The organism is Mesorhizobium sp. M3A.F.Ca.ET.175.01.1.1, assembly GCF_004791945.1.
GTDB lineage: Bacteria > Pseudomonadota > Alphaproteobacteria > Rhizobiales > Rhizobiaceae > Mesorhizobium.
In genome coordinates this window covers 123834-143294 of the sequence record NZ_SRTP01000015.1, presented here as the reverse complement: position 1 = coordinate 143294, position 19461 = coordinate 123834, and the positions used below count along the sequence as shown (strand labels likewise).

13 protein-coding genes and 1 pseudogene are annotated in these 19461 nt (G+C 63.6%); 7 read left to right on the top strand and 7 right to left on the bottom strand.

Annotated elements, in window-relative coordinates; translation table 11 throughout:
- From EN818_RS32840 to EN818_RS26395, 4 genes and pseudogenes are all read left to right on the top strand, one after another.
- A pseudogene (locus EN818_RS32840) lies at positions 1 to 790 on the top strand (hypothetical protein); the annotation flags it as partial.
- A gap of 192 nt (positions 791 to 982) precedes the next feature.
- Entirely contained in the window at positions 983 to 3286 is a 2304-nt protein-coding gene (locus EN818_RS26405; protein ID WP_245518881.1) for a peptidase domain-containing ABC transporter, read from the top strand.
- A 12-nt stretch (positions 3287 to 3298) separates the two neighbouring features.
- Positions 3299 to 4705, top strand: a complete 1407-nt coding sequence (locus tag EN818_RS26400; RefSeq protein WP_135905925.1) for an HlyD family type I secretion periplasmic adaptor subunit — start codon at positions 3299 to 3301, stop codon at positions 4703 to 4705.
- A gap of 1 nt (position 4706) precedes the next feature.
- Positions 4707 to 6440: an SEL1-like repeat protein gene (locus EN818_RS26395; RefSeq protein WP_135905923.1), complete on the top strand. Its 1734-nt coding sequence runs from the start codon at positions 4707 to 4709 to the stop codon at positions 6438 to 6440.
- Positions 6441 to 6628: 188 nt separating this feature from the next.
- On the opposite strand, the gene EN818_RS26390 is transcribed toward EN818_RS26395, so the two are convergent.
- The 3 genes from EN818_RS26390 to EN818_RS26380 form a co-directional block, all read right to left on the bottom strand.
- Entirely contained in the window at positions 6629 to 8929 is a 2301-nt protein-coding gene (locus EN818_RS26390) for an AGE family epimerase/isomerase (RefSeq protein WP_135905922.1), read from the bottom strand.
- Between the two features lie 12 nt (positions 8930 to 8941).
- The gene (locus EN818_RS26385; protein ID WP_135905920.1) at positions 8942 to 10462 is read right to left on the bottom strand and encodes a phosphomannomutase/phosphoglucomutase; all 1521 of its coding nucleotides are present in this window, start codon (positions 10460 to 10462) and stop codon (positions 8942 to 8944) included.
- 70 nt (positions 10463 to 10532) lie between these two features.
- A complete protein-coding gene (locus EN818_RS26380; RefSeq protein ID WP_135905918.1) occupies positions 10533 to 10991 on the bottom strand; it encodes a hypothetical protein in 459 nt (152 codons plus the stop codon).
- Between the two features lie 182 nt (positions 10992 to 11173).
- Here EN818_RS26380 and EN818_RS26375 point away from each other — a divergent pair, with 182 nt between their 5' ends.
- Together EN818_RS26375 and EN818_RS26370 are read left to right on the top strand one after the other, a co-directional pair.
- A complete protein-coding gene (locus EN818_RS26375; RefSeq protein WP_135905916.1) occupies positions 11174 to 13006 on the top strand; it encodes a GNVR domain-containing protein in 1833 nt (610 codons plus the stop codon).
- 172 nt (positions 13007 to 13178) lie between these two features.
- A complete protein-coding gene (locus EN818_RS26370; RefSeq protein ID WP_245518880.1) occupies positions 13179 to 13979 on the top strand; it encodes a sugar transferase in 801 nt (266 codons plus the stop codon).
- Positions 13980 to 14040: 61 nt separating this feature from the next.
- Here the strand turns inward: EN818_RS26370 and EN818_RS26365 are convergent, their stop codons facing one another.
- The 3 genes from EN818_RS26365 to EN818_RS26355 form a co-directional block, all read right to left on the bottom strand.
- A complete protein-coding gene (locus tag EN818_RS26365; protein ID WP_129553214.1) occupies positions 14041 to 14271 on the bottom strand; it encodes a hypothetical protein in 231 nt (76 codons plus the stop codon).
- 343 nt (positions 14272 to 14614) lie between these two features.
- Positions 14615 to 15856 (bottom strand): polysaccharide biosynthesis/export family protein, encoded by a 1242-nt coding sequence (locus EN818_RS26360; protein ID WP_245518879.1) that lies wholly within the window; start codon positions 15854 to 15856, stop codon positions 14615 to 14617.
- Positions 15857 to 15939: 83 nt separating this feature from the next.
- Positions 15940 to 16812 carry a glycosyltransferase gene (locus tag EN818_RS26355; RefSeq protein WP_135905912.1) on the bottom strand — a complete coding sequence of 291 codons (873 nt, stop codon included), beginning with the start codon at positions 16810 to 16812 and terminating at the stop codon, positions 15940 to 15942.
- 295 nt (positions 16813 to 17107) lie between these two features.
- On the opposite strand from EN818_RS26355, the gene EN818_RS26350 reads away from it, so the two are divergent.
- Entirely contained in the window at positions 17108 to 18292 is a 1185-nt protein-coding gene (locus EN818_RS26350) for a glycosyltransferase (protein WP_245518882.1), read from the top strand.
- Here EN818_RS26350 and EN818_RS26345 read toward each other — a convergent pair.
- Positions 18285 to 19415, bottom strand: coding sequence for a glycosyltransferase family 1 protein (locus EN818_RS26345; RefSeq protein WP_135905908.1), 1131 nt, complete (start codon positions 19413 to 19415; stop codon positions 18285 to 18287). The genes EN818_RS26350 and EN818_RS26345 overlap by 8 nt on opposite strands.
- Between the last annotated feature and the right edge of the window lie 46 nt (positions 19416 to 19461).

The following is a 19461-nucleotide window of genomic DNA, read 5'->3' as shown; positions in this document are numbered from 1 at the left end:
GCCGAGGAATGGAAACGACCGCCGCGCGAGTGGTTCGAGGCCAAGACCCAGTTCGCCGTCGTCTTCGGCGAAAGGTTCGTCGGCCAGTGACGAAACCGGCCTCGCGCACAGAATTCCTGACAGTCCCACTGGAGCGACTGGTGCGACCGGAGCAATCGGATCGACCGGAGCAACTGGGTCGACCGGAGCGACAGGTGCCACCGGCTCGACTGGCGCCACGGGTTCCACCGGCGCGACCGGAGATACCGGGGCCACCGGCTCTACCGGTGCGACAGGCGGAACCGGGGCAACCGGCGCGACTGGCGCGCCTGGTCCGACGGGTGCGACCGGACCGACCGGCGGCGGCGGCGGGACAGGTCATAGTGAGGATCATCCCAACAACGGTGGCGGCAACGATCCGGACGGCAGCGACAGCAGCAACCCGGGCAAGGGTCACGGCAATGACGGCTCCGACAACGACGGCGCGCCTGGCAATAGTGGCAACGCCAATGTCACTGCCAGCACGCTGGGGCTGACGGACACCAAGCAGTTCCTGCAGTCCGATGCGGACGGCGGCGACAGCAGCGGTTCCGCCTCGTTCGGGAACCTCGTCAGCCAGGCTGTCGGCTCGGTGACGACCGATCTCTTGAACGTCCTCAATACGATCAAGGGCTTTGGCCAGAACCAGAACAAGTCGTCCGGCGCGACATCCGACCTGACTTCGGACAAGGGCAAGCAGGGTGCTGGATATGGCCAGACCGACGACACGCTAAAGAAGGCTCTGAAGGATATTCTGAAGCCGAATGAGTGAGTGTTGGTCTAAAACAATGCGCGCGGGCCTTGCGGAAACGCAGGGCCCGCGTGCTCACGTTTTGTTTGCAGGCAAAGGGGTCGTATCTCGCGCCTGTTCGGACTATGATGGCTCTTGCCGGGAGCCCCGGCTGAGGCGGTGTGACCGGAGCATCCTCGAACCCTCGCTTGTAGGTTGCAGGGGGAGTGCACGGTGAGCGTACATCTGAGCCCACAGGCGGACCCGGCCCGCAACAAGCCAGAAGCGCAGGCGGATACGGCCGGCCAGCTTGGAAGCGAGACCGGCGCCGGGCGGATTCCTGGCGGGCCAGCCGAGTTCGACCGCATGGGGCCGCGCCTCAAGGCGATGCTTCAGGTCGCCCGCTATCACGGTGTCGAACTCGATCCGAACGAATTCAGGGCGGCGAGCGGGGGCACAGTTCCAAGCGCCGCCGATCTTTCGCAATGGGCTCAGAATGCCGGCATGTGGTCGCGCGCGCTCCGCGTCCGCTGGTCGCATCTCCAGCGCTTCGAGCATGCCGGGCCGGTCGTCCTGCTGTTCAATGATGGCGGCGCTGCCCTGCTGACCGGCGCCAGCGCCGAACGCAACGTCGTTTTCCTCAAGAGCGTCGATACGCCCGACGATGCGGAGGCGGTCCCCATCGACGAGCTCCGGCTTTTGCAGGTGTGGTCGGGCGAGGCGGTCCTGTTGCGGGCGGCGCGGTCCTATATAGCCGCCGACGCACCCTTCACCTTCCGCTGGCTGGTCGATCTGGTGCGGCTCGAGGGCCGGCCGCTCCGCGACATCGGCATCGCCTCGTTCACGCTCAGCATCCTGACCATCCTGCCCCCGCTGATCGTCATGACTGTCGTCAACAAGGTGCTGCAGTTCAGCAGTGTCTCGACCCTGGTGCTGCTCTCCGCCGTCATCGCTGCCGTCTTCATCTACGAGACGCTGCTCGGCCACGCCCGACGGCTGATCATCAACGTCGTCGGCGCGCGCCTCGACACCAAGCTGAACCTGCATGTTTTCAGCAGGCTGCTGCGCCTGCCGCTCGACTATTTCGAGCGACATCCGGCCGGCGAGACCATGTACCACCTGGCGCAGGTCTATCGCATCCGCGAGTTCCTCACCGGCAAGCTCCTCAGCACGTTCCTGGACCTGATCACGCTCGCCGTGCTGATCCCGGTCATATTCTACATCAACGCCACGCTCGCCTGGATGGTGCTTGCCTGCGCGGTCGTGATCATGCTGATCATCTTTGCCTTTCTTCCGCCGCTGCGCCGGGGCTACCAGGACGTGGTCGACGCCGAGACCTGGAAGGCGGCTGCGCTCGGCGAGACCGTCGTCGGCATCAAGACCGTGAAGGCGCTCGGCCTCGAACCGCAACGCAAGGCGCTTTGGGACGAACGGGTGGCCGACGCAGGCAAGGCGCGTCTCGCCTTCGGGCAACTGTCCAATTGGCCGCAAACCCTCGTCACGCCGATAGAGCGTGTCATGGTTCTCGGCACCATGCTGATCGGCGCCTATCTCGCGATGAGCGACCGGTCGGGCTATATGGTCGGCAGCCTGTTCGCCTTCATGATGATCGCGCAACGTGTCGCGCAGCCGCTGGTCGGCCTGGCTCGGCTGGTCGAGGATTACGAGGAGGTCGGCGCCGCGATCGGCGAGGCAGCGTCGGTTCTGAACCGCCCACTGGAAAGCAGTTCCAATTCTGCCGGCCTGCGGCCAAAGCTCGTCGGCGAAATCAAGTTCAGCGATCTGACTTTCAGCTACATCGGCACCAAGACGCCGGCGCTCGACCGCGTCAGCTTCGAGGTTCCGGCTGGCACGATGTTCGGCATCGTCGGGCGCAGCGGATCCGGAAAGTCGACGATTGCGCGCCTCCTGCAGGGCATCAATCGCGACTACAGCGGTTTCCTCAAGCTTGACGGGGTCGATCTCAAGGAAATCAACCTTCGCCACCTTCGCCAAGGTCTGGGTGTTGTCCTTCAGGACAATTTTCTGTTCCGCGGCTCGATCAGGGACAACATCATCGCCGGACGTCCCGGCCTGACGCTTTCGGACGCCATGCGTGCCGCTCACCTTGCCGGCGCGGCCGAGTTCATCGAACGCATGCCGAACGGCTATGACACCTATATCGAGGAAGGATCGCCCAACCTCTCGGGCGGCCAGAAGCAGCGGCTGGCCATCGCCCGCGCGCTGATCCACGATCCGACCATCCTCATCCTCGACGAGGCGACGAGCGCGCTCGACCCGGAGAGCGAAGCGGTGGTCAGCGCCAATCTCATGCGCATCGCCAGCGGCCGCACGATGATCATCGTTTCGCACCGGCTCGCCTCGCTGACCGAGTGCGACCAGATCCTGGTCATGGAACAGGGCAAGGTGCTCGATGTCGCGCCGCATCCCGTCCTGCTTGAGCGGTGCGGGCTCTACCGGCAGCTGTGGATGCAGCAGAACCGGCATCTTGACGGGCGCCATGGCCGCCTGGCGGCCGTGCCGCCCCGGCTCGTTTGAGGTCGGCCGGCCATGAGCAGCGCGACCTATCCCACCCTTCCTGCCCGCCGCCGGCGGTCGCAGGCCAGCGATCCGACCGCGCCGGCCATCCTCGAATTCCAGTGGCCGTCGACGGCGGTGGCCAATGCGCCCATTCCGCTGGTGGCACGCAGCATCGTCTGGATCATCACCAGCCTGGTCGTGGCATTGATCGCGCTCGCGGCGCTGATACCGGTAGACCAGGTTGTCACGACCCGGGGCATGGTCGTGTCGCAATCGCCCAACATCATCGTCCAGCCATTGGAGACAGCGATCGTCCGTTCGATCGAGGTGCGCGAAGGCCAGCGCGTCAAGGCCGGCCAGGTGCTGGCTCGCCTCGACGCCACCTTCGCCTCGGCCGACCTCGCGTCGCTGGCGACCCAGGTGGCGACGCTCGAAGCCGAGGTGGCGCGCCTGAAGGCGGAGGCCGACGGCAAGCCCTTCAGCTATGACGGACTGGATCCGAGCTGGACGTTGCAGGCTTCGATCTTCGAGCGTCGCAAGGCAGTGTTCGATGCCAAGCTGGAAAGCTTCGACCGGCAGCGTGACGAGTTGAGCTCAGTCATCTCGCGCTCTCAGTCGGACGCCGAGGGTTATCGGCAAAGGCTGGCTGTGGCGGCGTCGATCGAGAAGATGCGGCAGCAACTCGAGGAAAGACAGGTCGGAAGCCGTCTCAACACGCTTCTCGCCGAGGACAATTCGGCTGAGATGGCGCGCGCGCTCAGCAACGCCGAGCAGACGACGGAGGCCGCCAAGCGTCAGCGGGCGTCGGCTGAAGCGGAGCGTGACGCCTACATTCAGAGCTGGCGTGCCGAGGTGTCGCAGAGCCTTTCGGATGCCAATTCACGCGTGTCCGACGCCCGCGAGCTTCTCAACAAGGCGAAGCTGCGCAAACAGCTGGTGGAGCTGAAGAGCGAGGCCGATGCCACCGTTCAGTCGGTCGCCAAGGTCTCGGTCGGCTCGGTCCTGCAATCCGGGGAGCGCCTGATCACCCTTGTTCCGGCCGACGCGGTGCTCGAGGTCGAGACGAACATTGTCGGCCGCAGCAGCGGCTTCGTTCATGTCGGCGATCCCGTGGCCATCAAGTTCGACACCTTCGCCTATTCGCAATACGGCCTGGCGCACGGCACTGTCCGCATGGTCAGCCCGGACTCCTTCTCCGCTCGGGAGCAGGCGCGCGATCCAAACAGCTCGTTGGCCATGCTGCCCGCGGATGCAGACCTGTTCTATCGCACGCAGATTTCCATCGACGATGTCGCCCTGCATGGCGTACCCCCCGGCTTTGCGATCAGCCCCGGTATGCCGGTCACCGCAGATGTGAAGGTCGGCCGCCGGACTGTGCTCAAATACATTCTCGGCGCCATGCTTCCGATAGGCCAGGAAGCGATGCGGGAGCCATAGCATGGCGATGCTGGACCGACTGACCGGCTATGCTCGTCCAACGCTTGCATTGCGCCGGGCGATCCAGCTCTCCGGCGACGGCAAACCCGCCGAGGCCTTCCCGCTCATGGCAATTGCAGCGCGTGCCGGAATCGCGGAGGCGGAGTATCGGGTCGCTCGATGCTATCTCGAAGGTTTGGGCGTTCCGTCCAGCCGGTCAGAAGGTGCGCGCTGGCTGCGGCGAGCGGCCGATCGCGGCAACTCCGACGCGCAATCGCTCCTCGCCGCCCTTTACGCGGCCGGACTGGCAAGCCGGGAGGGCGACGGGAACGGCGCCGCTTCGGCGACCCTGTTCGAACGGGATGTTTCTCGAGAGCCGGACTGGACAGCGGCGCTCGACCTGGCAACCAAGGCCGCGGAAGCCGGCTCCGCTGCAGGACAGGCGGTACTTGGTTATATCCTGAGCAGGGGCCCCAAAGCGATGCGCGATCTCGATGCCGCGCATGGCTGGTATGAGAAGTCCGCGGCCGCTGGTTGTCCGGAAGGATGCCTTGGTCTTGCCCTTTCCCTGGTCCGGCTGCGGCAGCCGGAGCAGAGGAGCAGGATTGCCGCCGAGGTGCGGCGCGCCGCCGATGCCGGGCTGCCGACGGCGATTTACCTTCTTGCGGTCCTTACCGAGCACGGTATGGGTGTGGCCGTTGATCTCAAGGCAGCCGCGCAATTCTACCAACTGGCCGCGGAGAAGGGCCTTGCATCCGCTCAACTGCGGCTGGGGCACGCGCTGATCGACGGCAGCCTGACGGACAAGGATCCCGTTGCCGGCGATGCCTGGATGCGCCGCGCCGCCCTGGCGGGAAATCTCGATGCGGCTTATCGGATCGGCGAGCGGCATGTGAAGAGCCCGCGTCCGGACTACGCCGAGGCCGCGACGTGGTACCGGCGGGCGGCCGAGGGAGGTCACCAGCGGGCCGCGCGTGCCTTGGCCTCCCTTTACTTCTCCGGGAACGGGGTCGCTCAGGATGCCGATGAGGGGGCACGCTGGCTGCGCGTGTCCGCGAACGGCGGAAATCAACAGGCGCAGGTCGATCTTGCCAACCTGGTGCTATTGGGGGCAGGCGAGCCCACCGACCGCAGCAGCGTCGCCGGATGGTTCGAGGCTACCGCCTCGTCGGGCGACCTGATTGCAGCGTTCAATCTTGGGCTCTGCTTCGCCGAGGGGATCGGTGTCCAAAAAGACGAGGAGCAGGCGGCACGATGGATGGGGCGCGCTGCCGAAGGCGTGGCCGAGGCGCAATATATGTATGCGCGCATGCTTCAAGATGGACGCGGCATGACCGCCGACCAGAAGCAGGCCCGGCTCTGGTTCGAGCGAGCGGCCAATGGCGGCATGGTCGACGCGCAGCTGGCGCTCGCCGAAATGCTTCTCAACGGGCGCGGCGGCGAATCCATGCCCGTGGCTGCGGCGCAACTTTTCAAGCGGGCCGCCGCGGCCGGCCACGCCGGGGCGATGTTTGCGATCGGCGCGCTGTATGAGAGCGGCAAGGGTGTTTCACGTGACCCTGCAACTGCCCAGAAATGGTTTACCGCCGCGGCCGAGCGGGGGCATGGCCATGCGCAGCTGATGCTAGGACGCTACTTGTCCGAGGGCCTCGCCGGAGAGCGCGACCCTGCGGCAGGCCGCGTCTGGCTTGAACGGGCGGCGGCGCAGGGTGTTCAAGAGGCCTTGGACGAGCTTCGGGAACCTGCCACAGTTTGAGCGCCGTCATTTCGGCAAAAAAGGTCGCCGGCGGATTGCCTGCCCGGCACTCATGCCGTGCCGTTTACGCCGCTTCGAGGGGCGGTTAGTGTTACTGCATGTGGCGCAAAACCGTGCAGCGGTTTGCGCGACATGCAGAAAACAAGACTTAAAGCGCGTCGCCTGGATCCGTTTCAGCGCGAGGCGCTTTAGGCAGAGACGCGCCTGGCAGCCTGCTTGTCCGCTTCTGAAGCTGGCCGCGGGAAGGGCTCGACCTGTCCTCCGGTCTTGTCCAGATACTGCATGAGCGCGGTCACCAGGTGGTAGAAGATGCTGGCAGGAACTTCGCTCGCCACCGACCGTCCGCGCTCGTCGATCCTGTCGATCCACAGGCCAAGCGGCGCCGGATCGATGTGCCATCTGAAGAGGCGGGCGACGCGGGCTTCGATCTCCGGCTTCAGATCCGGTCCGCCGATACCGTCCAGGGCGGCGGCTGCCTTCACGGCCTCGCATTGCGGCCAGCTTCGAGAGACCCGGTCGAGGGGGATTCCGGTCCGCGACACGGCCGCGTAGGCCAGGCCCGTGGCGCGGTTCAACCCGCTGGCGACCGCCGAGGAATAGAGCTTCCTTGCATAGGCCGCCAGGTCCTTCTGTCCGCTCGCCTTGGCGAAGTCGACGAGCAGGGAGGCCCATTCGAAATGGTGCCCCGGCTCGGTCCACTGGCCATCGTCTCCCGGCAATGGCTGCCAATCGCCGTCGAAGCGTTCGCCGAGCGTCCAGCTTTCCGGATCGAAGAAATGGCACCGGAAGAGATCGATGACGCGCGCGGCGCGGCGCAGATAGGCGCGGTCGCCGGTGACCTCATGCCAGGCAAGAAAGGACTCCAGCATATGCATATGCGGGTTCGAGAAACGCGCCCCTTTCCAGCCGGGGGACTCGAGGAAGCCGTTCAGGCTGTTGTCCTCCAGATGGTTGTCGATGAAATGGAATGTCTCCTGCGCCAGCCGCAAGGCATCCTGGTGGCCGCATCGATGCGCATGGGCAAGCGCCAGCAGCACGCAGGAATGGTCATAGGCGTCCTCCGCCGGGTCAGCCACGCTGCCATTGGGTTGAAGGGTGCGCACCCACCCGCCGGGCTCGGTGCGGCCATGTTTGGCGATGAAGCTGATGCCGTGGTCGATGAGCCTGTCGGCCGGTCCGGTCCAGCCGCGTTCCTTGGCCACGGCAAAGGCGTAGATCTGCCGCGCCATCGTGCGCATCCGCTTGGGTTTGCCCAAGGGTCTTGCATCGAAGCCGAGAGCTTCGTGGAAGCCGCCATGGACATCGTCGACACCCGCGGTGGACCATAGTGGCAGGGTTTCGTCGAAGAGCCAGTGCTCGACGCGCTTGCGCCAGGATCCGCTGACGATCACGCGGTCTTCCGACGGCGTGAACTTGGTCTCCAACCGCCCGCTCTTCTCCAACTGCTCGACGACTTTCTTGACGTTCTGGCTGTGGCTGACGGGAGCGACGAAGACGGCATCGGCTGTCGCCACCACCGCCACATCCTTCATGCCGATGACGGTCAATAGCCTTCCCTGGCTTCTGAGGTAGGAACCGGTGCAATCCATGGCGACGACGTCGCCCATGACGACATTGCCGTCGCCGTCGGCCGGACTGGCCTCGAGCAGCGATTGCCAAGATCCAAGGTCGTTCCAGCGGAATGAAGCGGTCGCCATCGCGATGCCGCGCGCCTGCTCCATGACCGCATAGTCGATCGATATCGAGGGGATGGCCGAATAGAAGCTCAGCGGCAGATAGATGCCCGAGACCTCGACACGCGCGGCCTTGTAGGCCCGCTCGGCCGTCTGCCAGATCTGCGGCTGGAACTCCAGAAATGCTTGCCTCATCGTCTCGGCGCGGAACAGGAAGATGCCGGCGTTCCAGTAGAACCGTCCCGAAGAGACATATTTCTGAGCCGTCTCGGCGTCGGGCTTTTCGACGAAACGCGACACTGCGGCCACGCCGTCGCCCTCCGCCGCGACCTCGATGTAGCCGTATCCGGTCTCGGGATGGGTCGGCTGGATGCCGAACACGACGATGCTTCCGGATTGGGCGGCGGGACTGCCTGCTTCGACGGTCTGCCAGAATTGCGCCTCGGTCGATATCTCGTGATCGGACGGGACCACCAGCACAAGGGCGTCGCCGCCATGTTCGGCGATGGTCTGCAGCGTGGCTATCGCAACCGCCGCGGCGGTGTTGCGCCCGACCGGCTCGAAGATCGGCCTGCCGCCGTTCAGGCCGAGCGGGGATATGTCGGAGATGACGCGTTCGGCATGCCGCTCGGATGCGATCAGGTAGACGGGCGTCTCGCCGGCCGGCCGGGCCTTGAGCCGCCGCACCGTCTTGGTCAGCATCGAGCCGTCGCCCGAGAGGTCGTGGAACTGTTTGGGATTGTCCTCGCGCGAGAGGGGCCACAGCCGCGAGCCGACGCCTCCGCTCATGACGAAACTTACGATCCGGTCCGGCATGGTCCAGTCCCCTCAGAACGTCTGGTTATAGGCTCCGACCCCTGGATTGCGGCGCAGGACCGCATCGAGAGCCTCGAACATCTCCCGACGACGCTCAGCCGAGACCGGGCTCTCCACCACGACGACGATTTCGGGCTTGTTCGACGAGGCCCTGACGAGGCCCCAGGTGCCGTCCTGGGCAACGACGCGCACCCCGTTGACAGTGACGAGATCAGCCAGCGGCTGCCCGGCGAAGTCGATCCCGTTCTCCCTCATTTGCGTGAACTCTCCCACGACCTTCGCGACCACCCCGTATTTCTCCTCGTCGGCGCAGTGGGGCGACATGGTCGGGGTGCCGAAGGTCAACGGCAGGTCGCGATAAAGCTGCGCAAGCGTCTTGCCTGGATTGCGGTCGAGCATCTCGCAGACTGCGATCGCCGTGACGAGCCCGTCGTCATAGCCGCGCCCGATCGGCGGATTGAAGAAGAAATGTCCCGATTTCTCGAAGCCGGCCATGGCGCCGAGTTCGGCAACACGCCTCTTGATGTAGGAATGGCCGGTCTTCCAGTAATCCGTCGTCGCACCGTTTTGCGCGAGAACGGGATCCGTCATGAAAAGCCCGGTCGACTTCACGTCCACCACGAAGACGGAGTTCGGATGCAGACCGGAAATGTCGCGCGCCAGCATGACGCCGACCTTGTCGGCAAAAATCTCGCTGCCCTCGTTGTCGACCACGCCGCAACGGTCGCCGTCGCCATCGAAACCGAGCCCGAGATCGGCGCCCGCCTCGAGAACCTTGTCCCGGATCGCATGCAGCATCTGCATGTCCTCGGGATTGGGATTGTAGCGCGGAAACGTGTGGTCGAGTTCGACATCCAGGGGGATGACCTCGCAGCCGATTCGCTCCAGCACCTGCGGCGCAAAGGCCCCCGCGGTGCCGTTGCCGCAGGCAGCCACCACCCTCAGCTTCCTCCTGATCTTCTTCCCAGCGGTCAGGTCTTCGATGTACCTGTCGCGGAATCCGGCGATGTACTCGTAGCTTCCGCCGCCCACCAGATCGAAATCACTATCCAGCACGAGCTTTTTCAGGGCTGTCATTTCCTCCGGGCCGAAGGTCAGGGGCCTTTGGGCTCCCATCTTCACACCGGTCCAGCCATTTTCGTTGTGGGAGGCCGTGACCATGGCCACCGAGGGAGCGTCGAGCGCGAACTGCGCGAAATAGGCCATGGGGGAAAGCGCCAGGCCGATGTCCTTGACCCGCGCTCCGGCCGCCATCAGGCCGCAGACCAGCGCCATCTTGATGGCCATGGAATAGCCGCGAAAGTCGTGACCGGTGACGATCTCCGGACCTACGCCCATTCGGCGGATCAGCGTGCCCAGTCCCATGCCGAGCGCCTGCACGCCCATCAGGTTGAGTTCGGGCTCTTTCTCGGAACCCGCATGGCCGAACCACCAGCGCGCGTCATATTCGCGAAAGCCAGTGGCTTTTATGAGAGCGCTGGTCTCGAAGGTGAATGAGTTCGGCTTGGCCTGGCCGACAATGTTCAGGGTCACGGCTTCTGCTCCGCAATTGCCGCCCAGTCATTACCCCAAAGTCCTATCATGCTGGCGGTCGCGCGCCGCTTCATGAATTCGGATAGCCCGGCACCGCCTCATCCGATAGGTGCATGCCCGCCGATGACCGAAAGGATATCTCGTCCGGGCTCCAACGGTTCGTATCCTGAACGGTGCGCGTCCCGTTCAGGCTCTCACGAAAGCTGGCCTGCAAATGCCGCTGATCGCATTCCATGAGACAGTCGATGAAAGACGTTTCCGACGCCTGGCTCGCCTTCTCGAGGGCATTCGGTCTGAAATCGAACGCGAATCCGCGGAACTCCAGTCGTCCGGTGAGAGAATGGAGCAATGCGCAGCGTTCTCCTTGGAGGCGATGGACAACGGCGAGGATTCCAAGCGCCTGTCCGCCAAGGTCGATGCACTCGCGCGGACTCTGGCGATGAACCGGGTAAGACAGGCATCTCTGGAAGAACAGATCGCGCTTGTAGACGGTGCTCGGGCAGGGCTGTCGCGCATTCTCGATTCCCATAGGGCGTAGGTCCTACGCCAATTGGCGGCATTTACCTTCCTTCAGCCGGGGATAGTCTCTTTCGGCAGTCTGGGATCGCGGGGCCTCAGCCTTCAATGAAAATATCAGCCGGAGACCAGGGATCGTCTGCATCTCGACGGCAGGCGCGCAGGATTGCGACCTGCGCCGGCAGGAGACATTGAATGGACCGCATGTTCCCCCAGAGATGGCCCTCGGCGACGGACCAGCTGGCTTCCGCCAGTCACGAGTTCATCGGTCTTTCCGACATAACCGGATTTTTGAAATGCTATGTCGGAACGATCGTTGCCTCGCTGGTCGCGGCATTCCTGGTAGCCTTGTTCTACAATTCAACCACCGACCCGGCTTTCACGGCGAGCACGCAGATCCTGATCGAGCCGAGGCTGCCGCAGCATCTCCAGGACGGCGGCGAGGTGACCCTGTCCTTGGACACCGCCCAGGTTGAAAGCCAGATCGCGGTGATGCAGTCGGAAAAGATCGCGGCGATGGTTCTCAACCAGCTGAAACTCGTCGACGACCAGAAGTTCAACCGGCCTCAGACTCCGCCGCTCCTGGACAGGTTCAGGAAGGTAGAAGCGATGCTGGTCGAGGCTGTCGGCCTGCGGGATAGCGCGCGCTTCGGCTGGCTTCGGGAGCATTTCGGTCTGAGCATTCGCGAAACGCCGGCGACCCTCACCGAATATGAAAAGGGCCGGCGCGCGATGTCGATCTTTCGAGACGGCCTCGACGTCCGCCGGGTCGGCGTTTCCTACGCCATAGACATATCCTTCACCGCCCTCGACCCCGAAGCCGCGGCCAACATCGCCAACGCGACGGCCGATGCCTTCGTGCGTGAGCAGATCGAAACCAAGGCGGAAGCGGCAAAGGAAGGCGGCGCGTGGCTGGAGACGCGTCTCGAGCAGCTTCGCACCCAGATGAACAAGGCGATGGCGAAGGCTCAGGAGTTCCGTTCACGGCACGACTACAGCGTCAATGGCGAGGGAGCGGCGGAAGACGAGGCGAACGCTGTCCCGACGCTTGAAGAGCTCGAGACGACCGCCGAGACCTATCAGAAGATGTATGAAAGCTTTTTGCAGGCCTATACCAATTCGGTGAATCAGCAATCCTACCCGGTTGCCGACGCGCGGGTGATCACCGCCGCCACCGCGCCGCTCTATCCGAGCGCCCCAAGGCCGAAGCTGATCCTGGTGTTCGCGGCCGTCGCCGGGCTCATTCTCGGAATCGCGCTCTCCTTTGTGCGGCATACGTTCGACTGGACGATAAAATCGCCGCGGCACATCCGTGACAACCTGGGCATCGAATGTGTCGGGGAACTGCCGCACATCGGCAGGGGCAGGGAGACCGGTCGGGTCGATGAGGTGCTCAGGCATCCGCATTCCCGATACAGCCACAGCCTCAGGAAAGCGCGGACCGAAATCAGCCTTTCCGAGACCGATCATCCGATCAAGTTCCTTGGTTTGACTGCCGTGTCCAACGACGGCTCGAAGAGCTCGGTCGCCAGCAATCTTGCCACGCTCTATTCGATGTCCGGCCTGAAGACCCTGGTGATCGATGCCGACGTCCGGCAACCGACCATGACGACGCGACTGCTCGGTCCGTCGAGCGGGCTCGACAGACCCTGCCAGGATCTCGTCCGGCTCAACATCATCTGCACTCCGGGCCGTCCGTTCGACTTGCTTCCAAGTTCGGTGGTGGATGCCAAGAACCTGCTGGCGGCGAAGAACATGGAGGCGTTTTTCTCGGACCTGGCCGCCTGCGATCTCGCCGCCTACGCCTATGATGTCGTCATCCTCGACCTGCCCACGCTTGCTTCGGGGCCCGACATGCTGAAGGTCGGCTCAATCCTGGACGGCGTCGTTATGGTCGCCGACTGGGGCAAGACGCACCTCGAGACGCTCAAGGATCTTACCAGGATGCTGCAGACCAGCAGGACGCCCATTCTTGGTGTGCTCCTGGCGCGAGCCCGGACGATGACGTTCTCGCACCGCAAGGCATGAAACGGGGTGCTCTATGTTTTTCTTTTTCGAGGTCGCCAAAGCGTCGAGGGGATCATTCCTTGGGATTAGGGGGATAGCCCCGGAGCATTTGCGCTACCACCTTTGCCGTCCTTGCCCGCTGGCCCTGGGCTTGGAACATTAACGCGAACAAGTTCGAACTGGCGACCGGCCCATGACAACCAACGCCTTCGAGAAGCAGTCGCATAGGGGACCTGGCATCTGGGTCCCGCCATTTCTGCCGGTGACGGCCGACAGCCGGCCGGCGGTCGCGCATGCTGTTTCGGCGTCCGAACCCAACAACGCCGGGGCGGTTTTGACGGACCTGTCGCCGTCTTTCAGGACAGGAGCGACAAACCCTCCTTTGGGTGGGCTCTCGAAGCGGATCATGGATCTGGTCATAGCCACGACAGCGCTGGTCCTGGCCACGCCCGTGATGATCGTCGTTGCACTGCTTATCAAGATAACGGCAGGAGGTCCGGCAGTGTTCTCGCACAGCCGGGCGGGCTTCGGCGGCAAGCCGTTCAACTGCTACAAGTTCCGCTCGATGGTCATGAATTCGGAAGAAGTGCTCAAAGCATATCTCGAGGCCAATCCGGATGCCGGCATGGAGTGGGAGGAGACCCACAAGATCAGGGACGATCCTCGCGTCACGCGGCTCGGTTGGATGCTTCGCAAGTCGAGCCTGGACGAGCTTCCCCAGCTATTCAATATCATCAGGGGCGACATGAGCTGCGTGGGCCCAAGACCTATCGTGCACGACGAGCTGAAGCGCTACGGCGATCACGCGGGGGAGTATCTCCGCACCAGACCGGGGCTCACCGGCCTATGGCAGGTCAGCGGCAGAAGCAGCGTGGACTATCAGAGCCGCGTGGCATTGGACAGCCAGTATGTGCGCAACTGGTCAGTCTGGCTCGACCTCACGATCCTCGTCAGGACCGTGTTCGCGGTGATGCGCTTCGACAGGGCGTCCTGAGACCGCACCGGCAACGTTTAGCAACGATGGAGCGTGACGCTTTCCGGCGCCCGCGATTCAGTCACCGCTCGTTCCGCCTCCACCGCGCGGCGAGAGAAAGCCCGACGATATAGGCGCAGGCCAGCGCGAACGCCAGGACGAGGAATCTGGTTACGGTGACGTAGCCGGGCAGTCCAAGGCCGTTCCAGGCAAAGCTGCCGATCACGAGCAGCGCAGTCGCCGCGATCAGGGCGGGAGCTTTGAAGCGCAGCCCCATCAGAACGCCTGCCGCCGATACAGCGACTACACTCATGAGCACCGACATCTCCAGTTAAGGTACCACATGGGACCGTTGGCTTGCTGCGGCGGGGGTACCCGGCTATTGCAATTTGCCGTCGGGCGAATCCCGTGCGCTGATGCGGAAAGCGATCGAATGCACTGATATGCGGCCTCAAAATGCATGGCAAGTGCCGGGTTGAATGATCCCCTGCCTATCGCCAACCTGCCTGCACTTTTTTGGTGAGTGTGGCCGAGGGCAGTTCAATTGTGGAGAGGAAGTCTCCCGCTCGCGATCGCAAGCGCGGTGATATTTGCGTCGATAATCGACGACAGGCCGGCGGACGACGATCGGCCGCCCTCGCGATCATCCACTCCGGTCAGTTGGTTCCCTGAATCGGAAGCGTCTCTGCCTGCACGCCTCCGGCTGCCGGCAGGGCGGCCAAGCCGGACTTCGGCCTGGGAATCTCGATCTTCACGGTATCGCCTGGCTCTATCGGGGTCGTTTCCTCAACCGCGAGTTCTTCCGACCCGCCTGCCGTCGTCCTGACGATCTTGAAGACGGGCTTGGCACTTTGCGCACGCTCCCGCAAGGCAAGCAGGGCAGGGGCCGTGACCTCGGTGTCATGCAGCAGTTGCACCGCGGTGTCGGCTTTGCTGGTGATTTCATTGAGCTGCTGCTGCGTTTCACGCAAGGCGCCTGCGATCTCGTTGGCGTGCTGATTGCCGAGGTTGAGGATCTCGATGTCGGTCTTACTTATCTCCTGCCGCACCCGCAACAGCGAGGTCTCGGCTACCAGTTTGTCGCTCTGCATCTGGGCCAGCGTACCCTCCAGGGACAGCTCCCGCGGCGCAACCGCCAGCCCTTTCTGCACCAGCGTCGAGACCCCGGCGAGTTCCTTCTGGATGAGGTCGATCTGTTTGTCTCGGAAGGTCAGCTGCTGGCCGAGCGAATCCAGTTCCTTTTCCAGAAACTCCTTCAGTTCGCGCAGGGAGCGCAGTTGCGTCGTCATGGCATCCCTGCGGACGGCGAAGATCTTGCGCTCCTGCTCCATCGCCACCGCGACCGTCGGATTGGAAGCCCGCTCCTTCAGCTCTGGGGGGAAGGAGATCTCGTCGCTGCCGGCCTGTTCGGACTCCAGCCGCGCCTTGCGGGCGAGCAGGCTGACGCTGGACTGCGCCAGCAGATCTACGTCGCCCTGACCCGCGATAACTTCACGCTCGAGCCTCGGCAGATCTTCGTCGCGTGTCCGCAAGCCGCCGGCGACACCCATTGCCTGCAACACCGTCAGTCCGGGTCTGTACGGAAACTCGCCCGGCTGCGCGACGTTGCCGACTACGTAGAACGGTCTGTACTGGGCGATTTCGACGGCGACATCCGGCGGCCGTCCAAGACCCATCTGCTGCATCAGGCGGCTGCCGATCGCGCGGGCAAGATCGCCGGGGGCGGTTCCCTGCGCGCGTATCTGGCCGACAAATGGAAGGAAGAGCGTGCCGTCGGCGCCGACGGTGAAATCGTCGTTGAGCGCCGTCCATTCGAAGAACACGTCGCGCGATGCGCGCCATTCGTAGACTTTGAGCCGGACCTTGTCCTGCGGGCCGAGGAGATACTCGGCAGCCATCGCAGGCATCGTGCAAGCATTCGCGGCCGCCGCGAGTGAAGCCACTGCCGTTATCATCCATTTCCGCATTGTCGTGTCCACCGTCAGATCTTCAGGATGTATTCGGGTTCGATCCGTCCCATGGCGACATGGCGGATCGCCAGCATGTTGCCTCTCAACCTGCCCCTGCGGTCGACATAGGGCTCCGGCCGCAGGCTCTTTGCGAGGTTGGCCGCAATGTTCCTGAACATCAGCGGAAGCGCGAAAGAAGCTGGAACGGAGCCTTTCCTGATCAGATAGATGGGATTGGCGACCTGGGAGTAGCCGAACCGCTCTCCGCTTACGCGTCCTGTCTTGATCCCGAGATGGACGCCTCTGATCGAGCTCACACAGACCACTCGGCCCCTGGCTCTCAGTTGGCTGGTGAAATCAATGTCTTCCTGCCAGCCGTAAAGGACGAGGCGCTCGTCAAAGCGCAGATCGCCAACGAGCGAGCAGCGAACGGACATGTTGCACCCGTAAGCGCCGACATGGTCGACCACCGATGGTTCGTCAGGTCTTTTGACCGCGGCCTCGCGCAGCGCCGCTTCGGCATCTTGCCAGGTCAGGCCTGCATTGCCGGCTCCGTCCCTGACGACGTGCCCCATCACCACGGCCCATCCGCCGTTTTCCGCGAACGCCTTCTCGACCTGCTCCAGATAATCCGCGGAGGGAACGAAGTCGTCATCGAAGAATGTGATGACGTCAAACCGTCCCAGGCAGGATGCCAGAGCGGTGTTGCGCTGTGCGCACAATCCCACCGGCCCGAACACCAGCGACAAGGCGAAAGGGCAGCTTTCCGGCAGCTCGACATGCGCGGAGCCGGGCGCCGACAATATGACCTCGTCAGGAAGCCTCGTCTGGCCGCCCAGATAGGCAAGCAAGCGCGCGAGCTGTTCCTTGCGGCCGAGGGTCGGGATGATCACTGCAAGTTTCATGCTCGATCCACGCGTCGGTTTGCACGAGGCTAGACCGATAAGCGGAGCGAAACAGCATGAATAAAAGGTGGCGACACCAGCCGGGCCTACCTCCGGGCCTAGGCTTTCGGAGTATTCCCGCCGGTGAACGTCCCAGCCATAAGGATGAGGCACGCATGCGCGCGAAGCAGTCGATACCCGATCGGACAACTTGCCCGAAGCGTTCCGTGGAACGGAGATTGCGGGGTCTATTGGTGCGAGATGATCCATGCTCCACGAACGCTCTTCCGATTTGGCGGTCGCCGCCAAGATCGAGATGCCCATCGAGGAACTCCCCGACGCGCCGGAGCTTCGCGTCGACAGACAAGCAAGGATAGCCGTCGTTCACGACTGGTGCCCGAACTTCCGCGGAGGCGAACGGGTCCTGGCGCAAATCTGCAAGCAGTTCCCCAATGCTGAAATCTTCACGCTTTTCGATTTCCTGACTGCGGAGGTGAAGGAACAGTATTTCCGCGACGTGGAATTCCACACCTCCGCGGCCAATCGGCTCCCGATGGTGCAGAAATTCTACCGCTCGCTGTTCTTTCTCTGCCCCTTTCTGATCGAGCAGTTCGACGTGACTGGGTACGACGCGGTGATCTCCTCTTCAGCCGCATTCTCGCGTGGCGTGATCACGCGGCCGGACCAACCTCATCTTTGCTATGTGCATAGCCCCGCCCGCTACGCCTGGGATGAGCAGTTTTCCTATCTCCAGCAGGGGCGGCTTGGCTTCGGGCCCAAGGGTATGCTCTACCGGTACATGCTCCATCGTCTGAGGACGTGGGACACGAGGACCGCGCACGGTCCGGACCTGATGCTGGCGAACTCGACCTATGTTCGCTCCCGGATCCAGCACATCTACGGACGCGGCGCACGCGTCGTCTTTCCGCCGGTTGCGCTCGCCGAACTGCCCTGCGTGGAGGATAAGGACGACTACTACGTTTCGGCATCCTTTCTGGCTCCATATAAGCGCACGGACCTGGTCATCCGCGCCTTCAACGAAATGCCGCAGCGGCGCCTGGTGATCGTTGGCGAAGGGCAGCAATCGGCCAGCCTGCGCGCGCTTGCCGGCCCCAACATCAGTTTTTCCGGTTACCTGCCCCGGCAGGACTACGTGGATACCGTGGCACGCGCGAAGGCGATGGTCTTTGCGGGCTGCGAGGACTTTGGCATAGCCTTGGCCGAGGCGCAGGCCTGCGGAACGCCGCTGATCGCTTTCGGCCGCGGCGGGGCAGTCGACATAGTGCGCCGTCTCGGCTCATCGCCGGAGCCGACCGGCGTGCTGTTCAAGGCCCAGACGGTCGATCACCTCAAGGACGCGGTCGAACGGTTCGAGGAGAACAGCCTCGCGATCGCGCCCGGCGCCTGCTCCAGGAATGCGGAACGCTTTTCTGAAGAGAACTTCGACCGCGCCATCCTGGAATCGCTTGCGACCGTCCAGGCATTGCACGAGATCACGTGAGTTCGCGAACCCTGACGATCCTGGTCTGCGTATCGATGCCGTCGGCGGCGGCCATCGCTTCGAGATAGCGCAGGGCCGTCGCCCTCCAGCTGTATGCCGAGGCTCTCGCCCGCCCCTTGCTGATCATCTGCAGGCGCAGGGAATGGGAATTGTGGAGCTGCATGAAGCAGTCGAACCAGGCGTCGGGTTCGTCCGGAGGCGCAAACAGCGCCGAGCTGCCGCAGACTTCAGGAAGGCTCGCTCGGTCGGAAACCACCACCGGGCAGCCGAGAGCCATCGCCTCGAGGGCGGGCAAGCCGAAGCCCTCCGTGAGCGAGGGAAAGGCCAGGCACAGCGACTCTCCCAGCAATGCCGCCAACTGGCCGTCGGAGATACGGCCCAGCCAATGGACGTTTTGGGCATCGATCCTGGCCTGTCCCGACTTGAAGACGTGCGGCTGAGACATGCCGACAATGGCGATCTCGAGCCCGGCTTCGGCCAGGCGCCCAGCCATGTTGAGGACAAGCCCCACATTCTTGTGAGGAGTCGTGCTGCCGACCATGACGATGGTGTTGCGCGAGGCTGCCTTTCGTGTCGCCGCCGAATGTTCAGGGTTCCATCGCAGGGCATGCTCATGGCCGTTCGGAGCCACGAAAGCCCGTTGCGCGGGGATGACGCCGCGGCGGACCAACTCGCCCATTGAGTAGTGGGAAACGGTTGAGAGGCCGCATGCGGACTTGCCGAGGCACGGCAGCAAAGCCCTGTAGGCGCTCCTGAAGGCCAGCGAGTAGCTCTGCGGGGCATTCCAGACATTCGCATCATGAATGCAGACGATATGTTTTCGCGAAAGCAAGGGTCCCGTGTTGCAAAGGCTGAGCAGGCCGCTGCCGGCAAGCGATGCGGGCAATTGCGTCTGCTCCCATACATGGCCGCTCGCGCGGCCGACCTCGCGGCGACCGATGCAAGCCAGCGGCATCTCCTCCGATTCCGGCGGACAGTGCAATGCGACTTCCAGGCCTCGCGCCAGAGGCACCTGTTCTGCGATCAGCGTGTCGAGGCAATGGACGACCTCGCGCGCATAGCGCTGCACGCCTGTCGTCGACTGAGACAGGAAACGTCCATTGATTGCCCAGCGCCGTGCCATGGCACCCCCTTCGAAACTTCAGTCTGGAGCGGCGAGGACGCCGGGT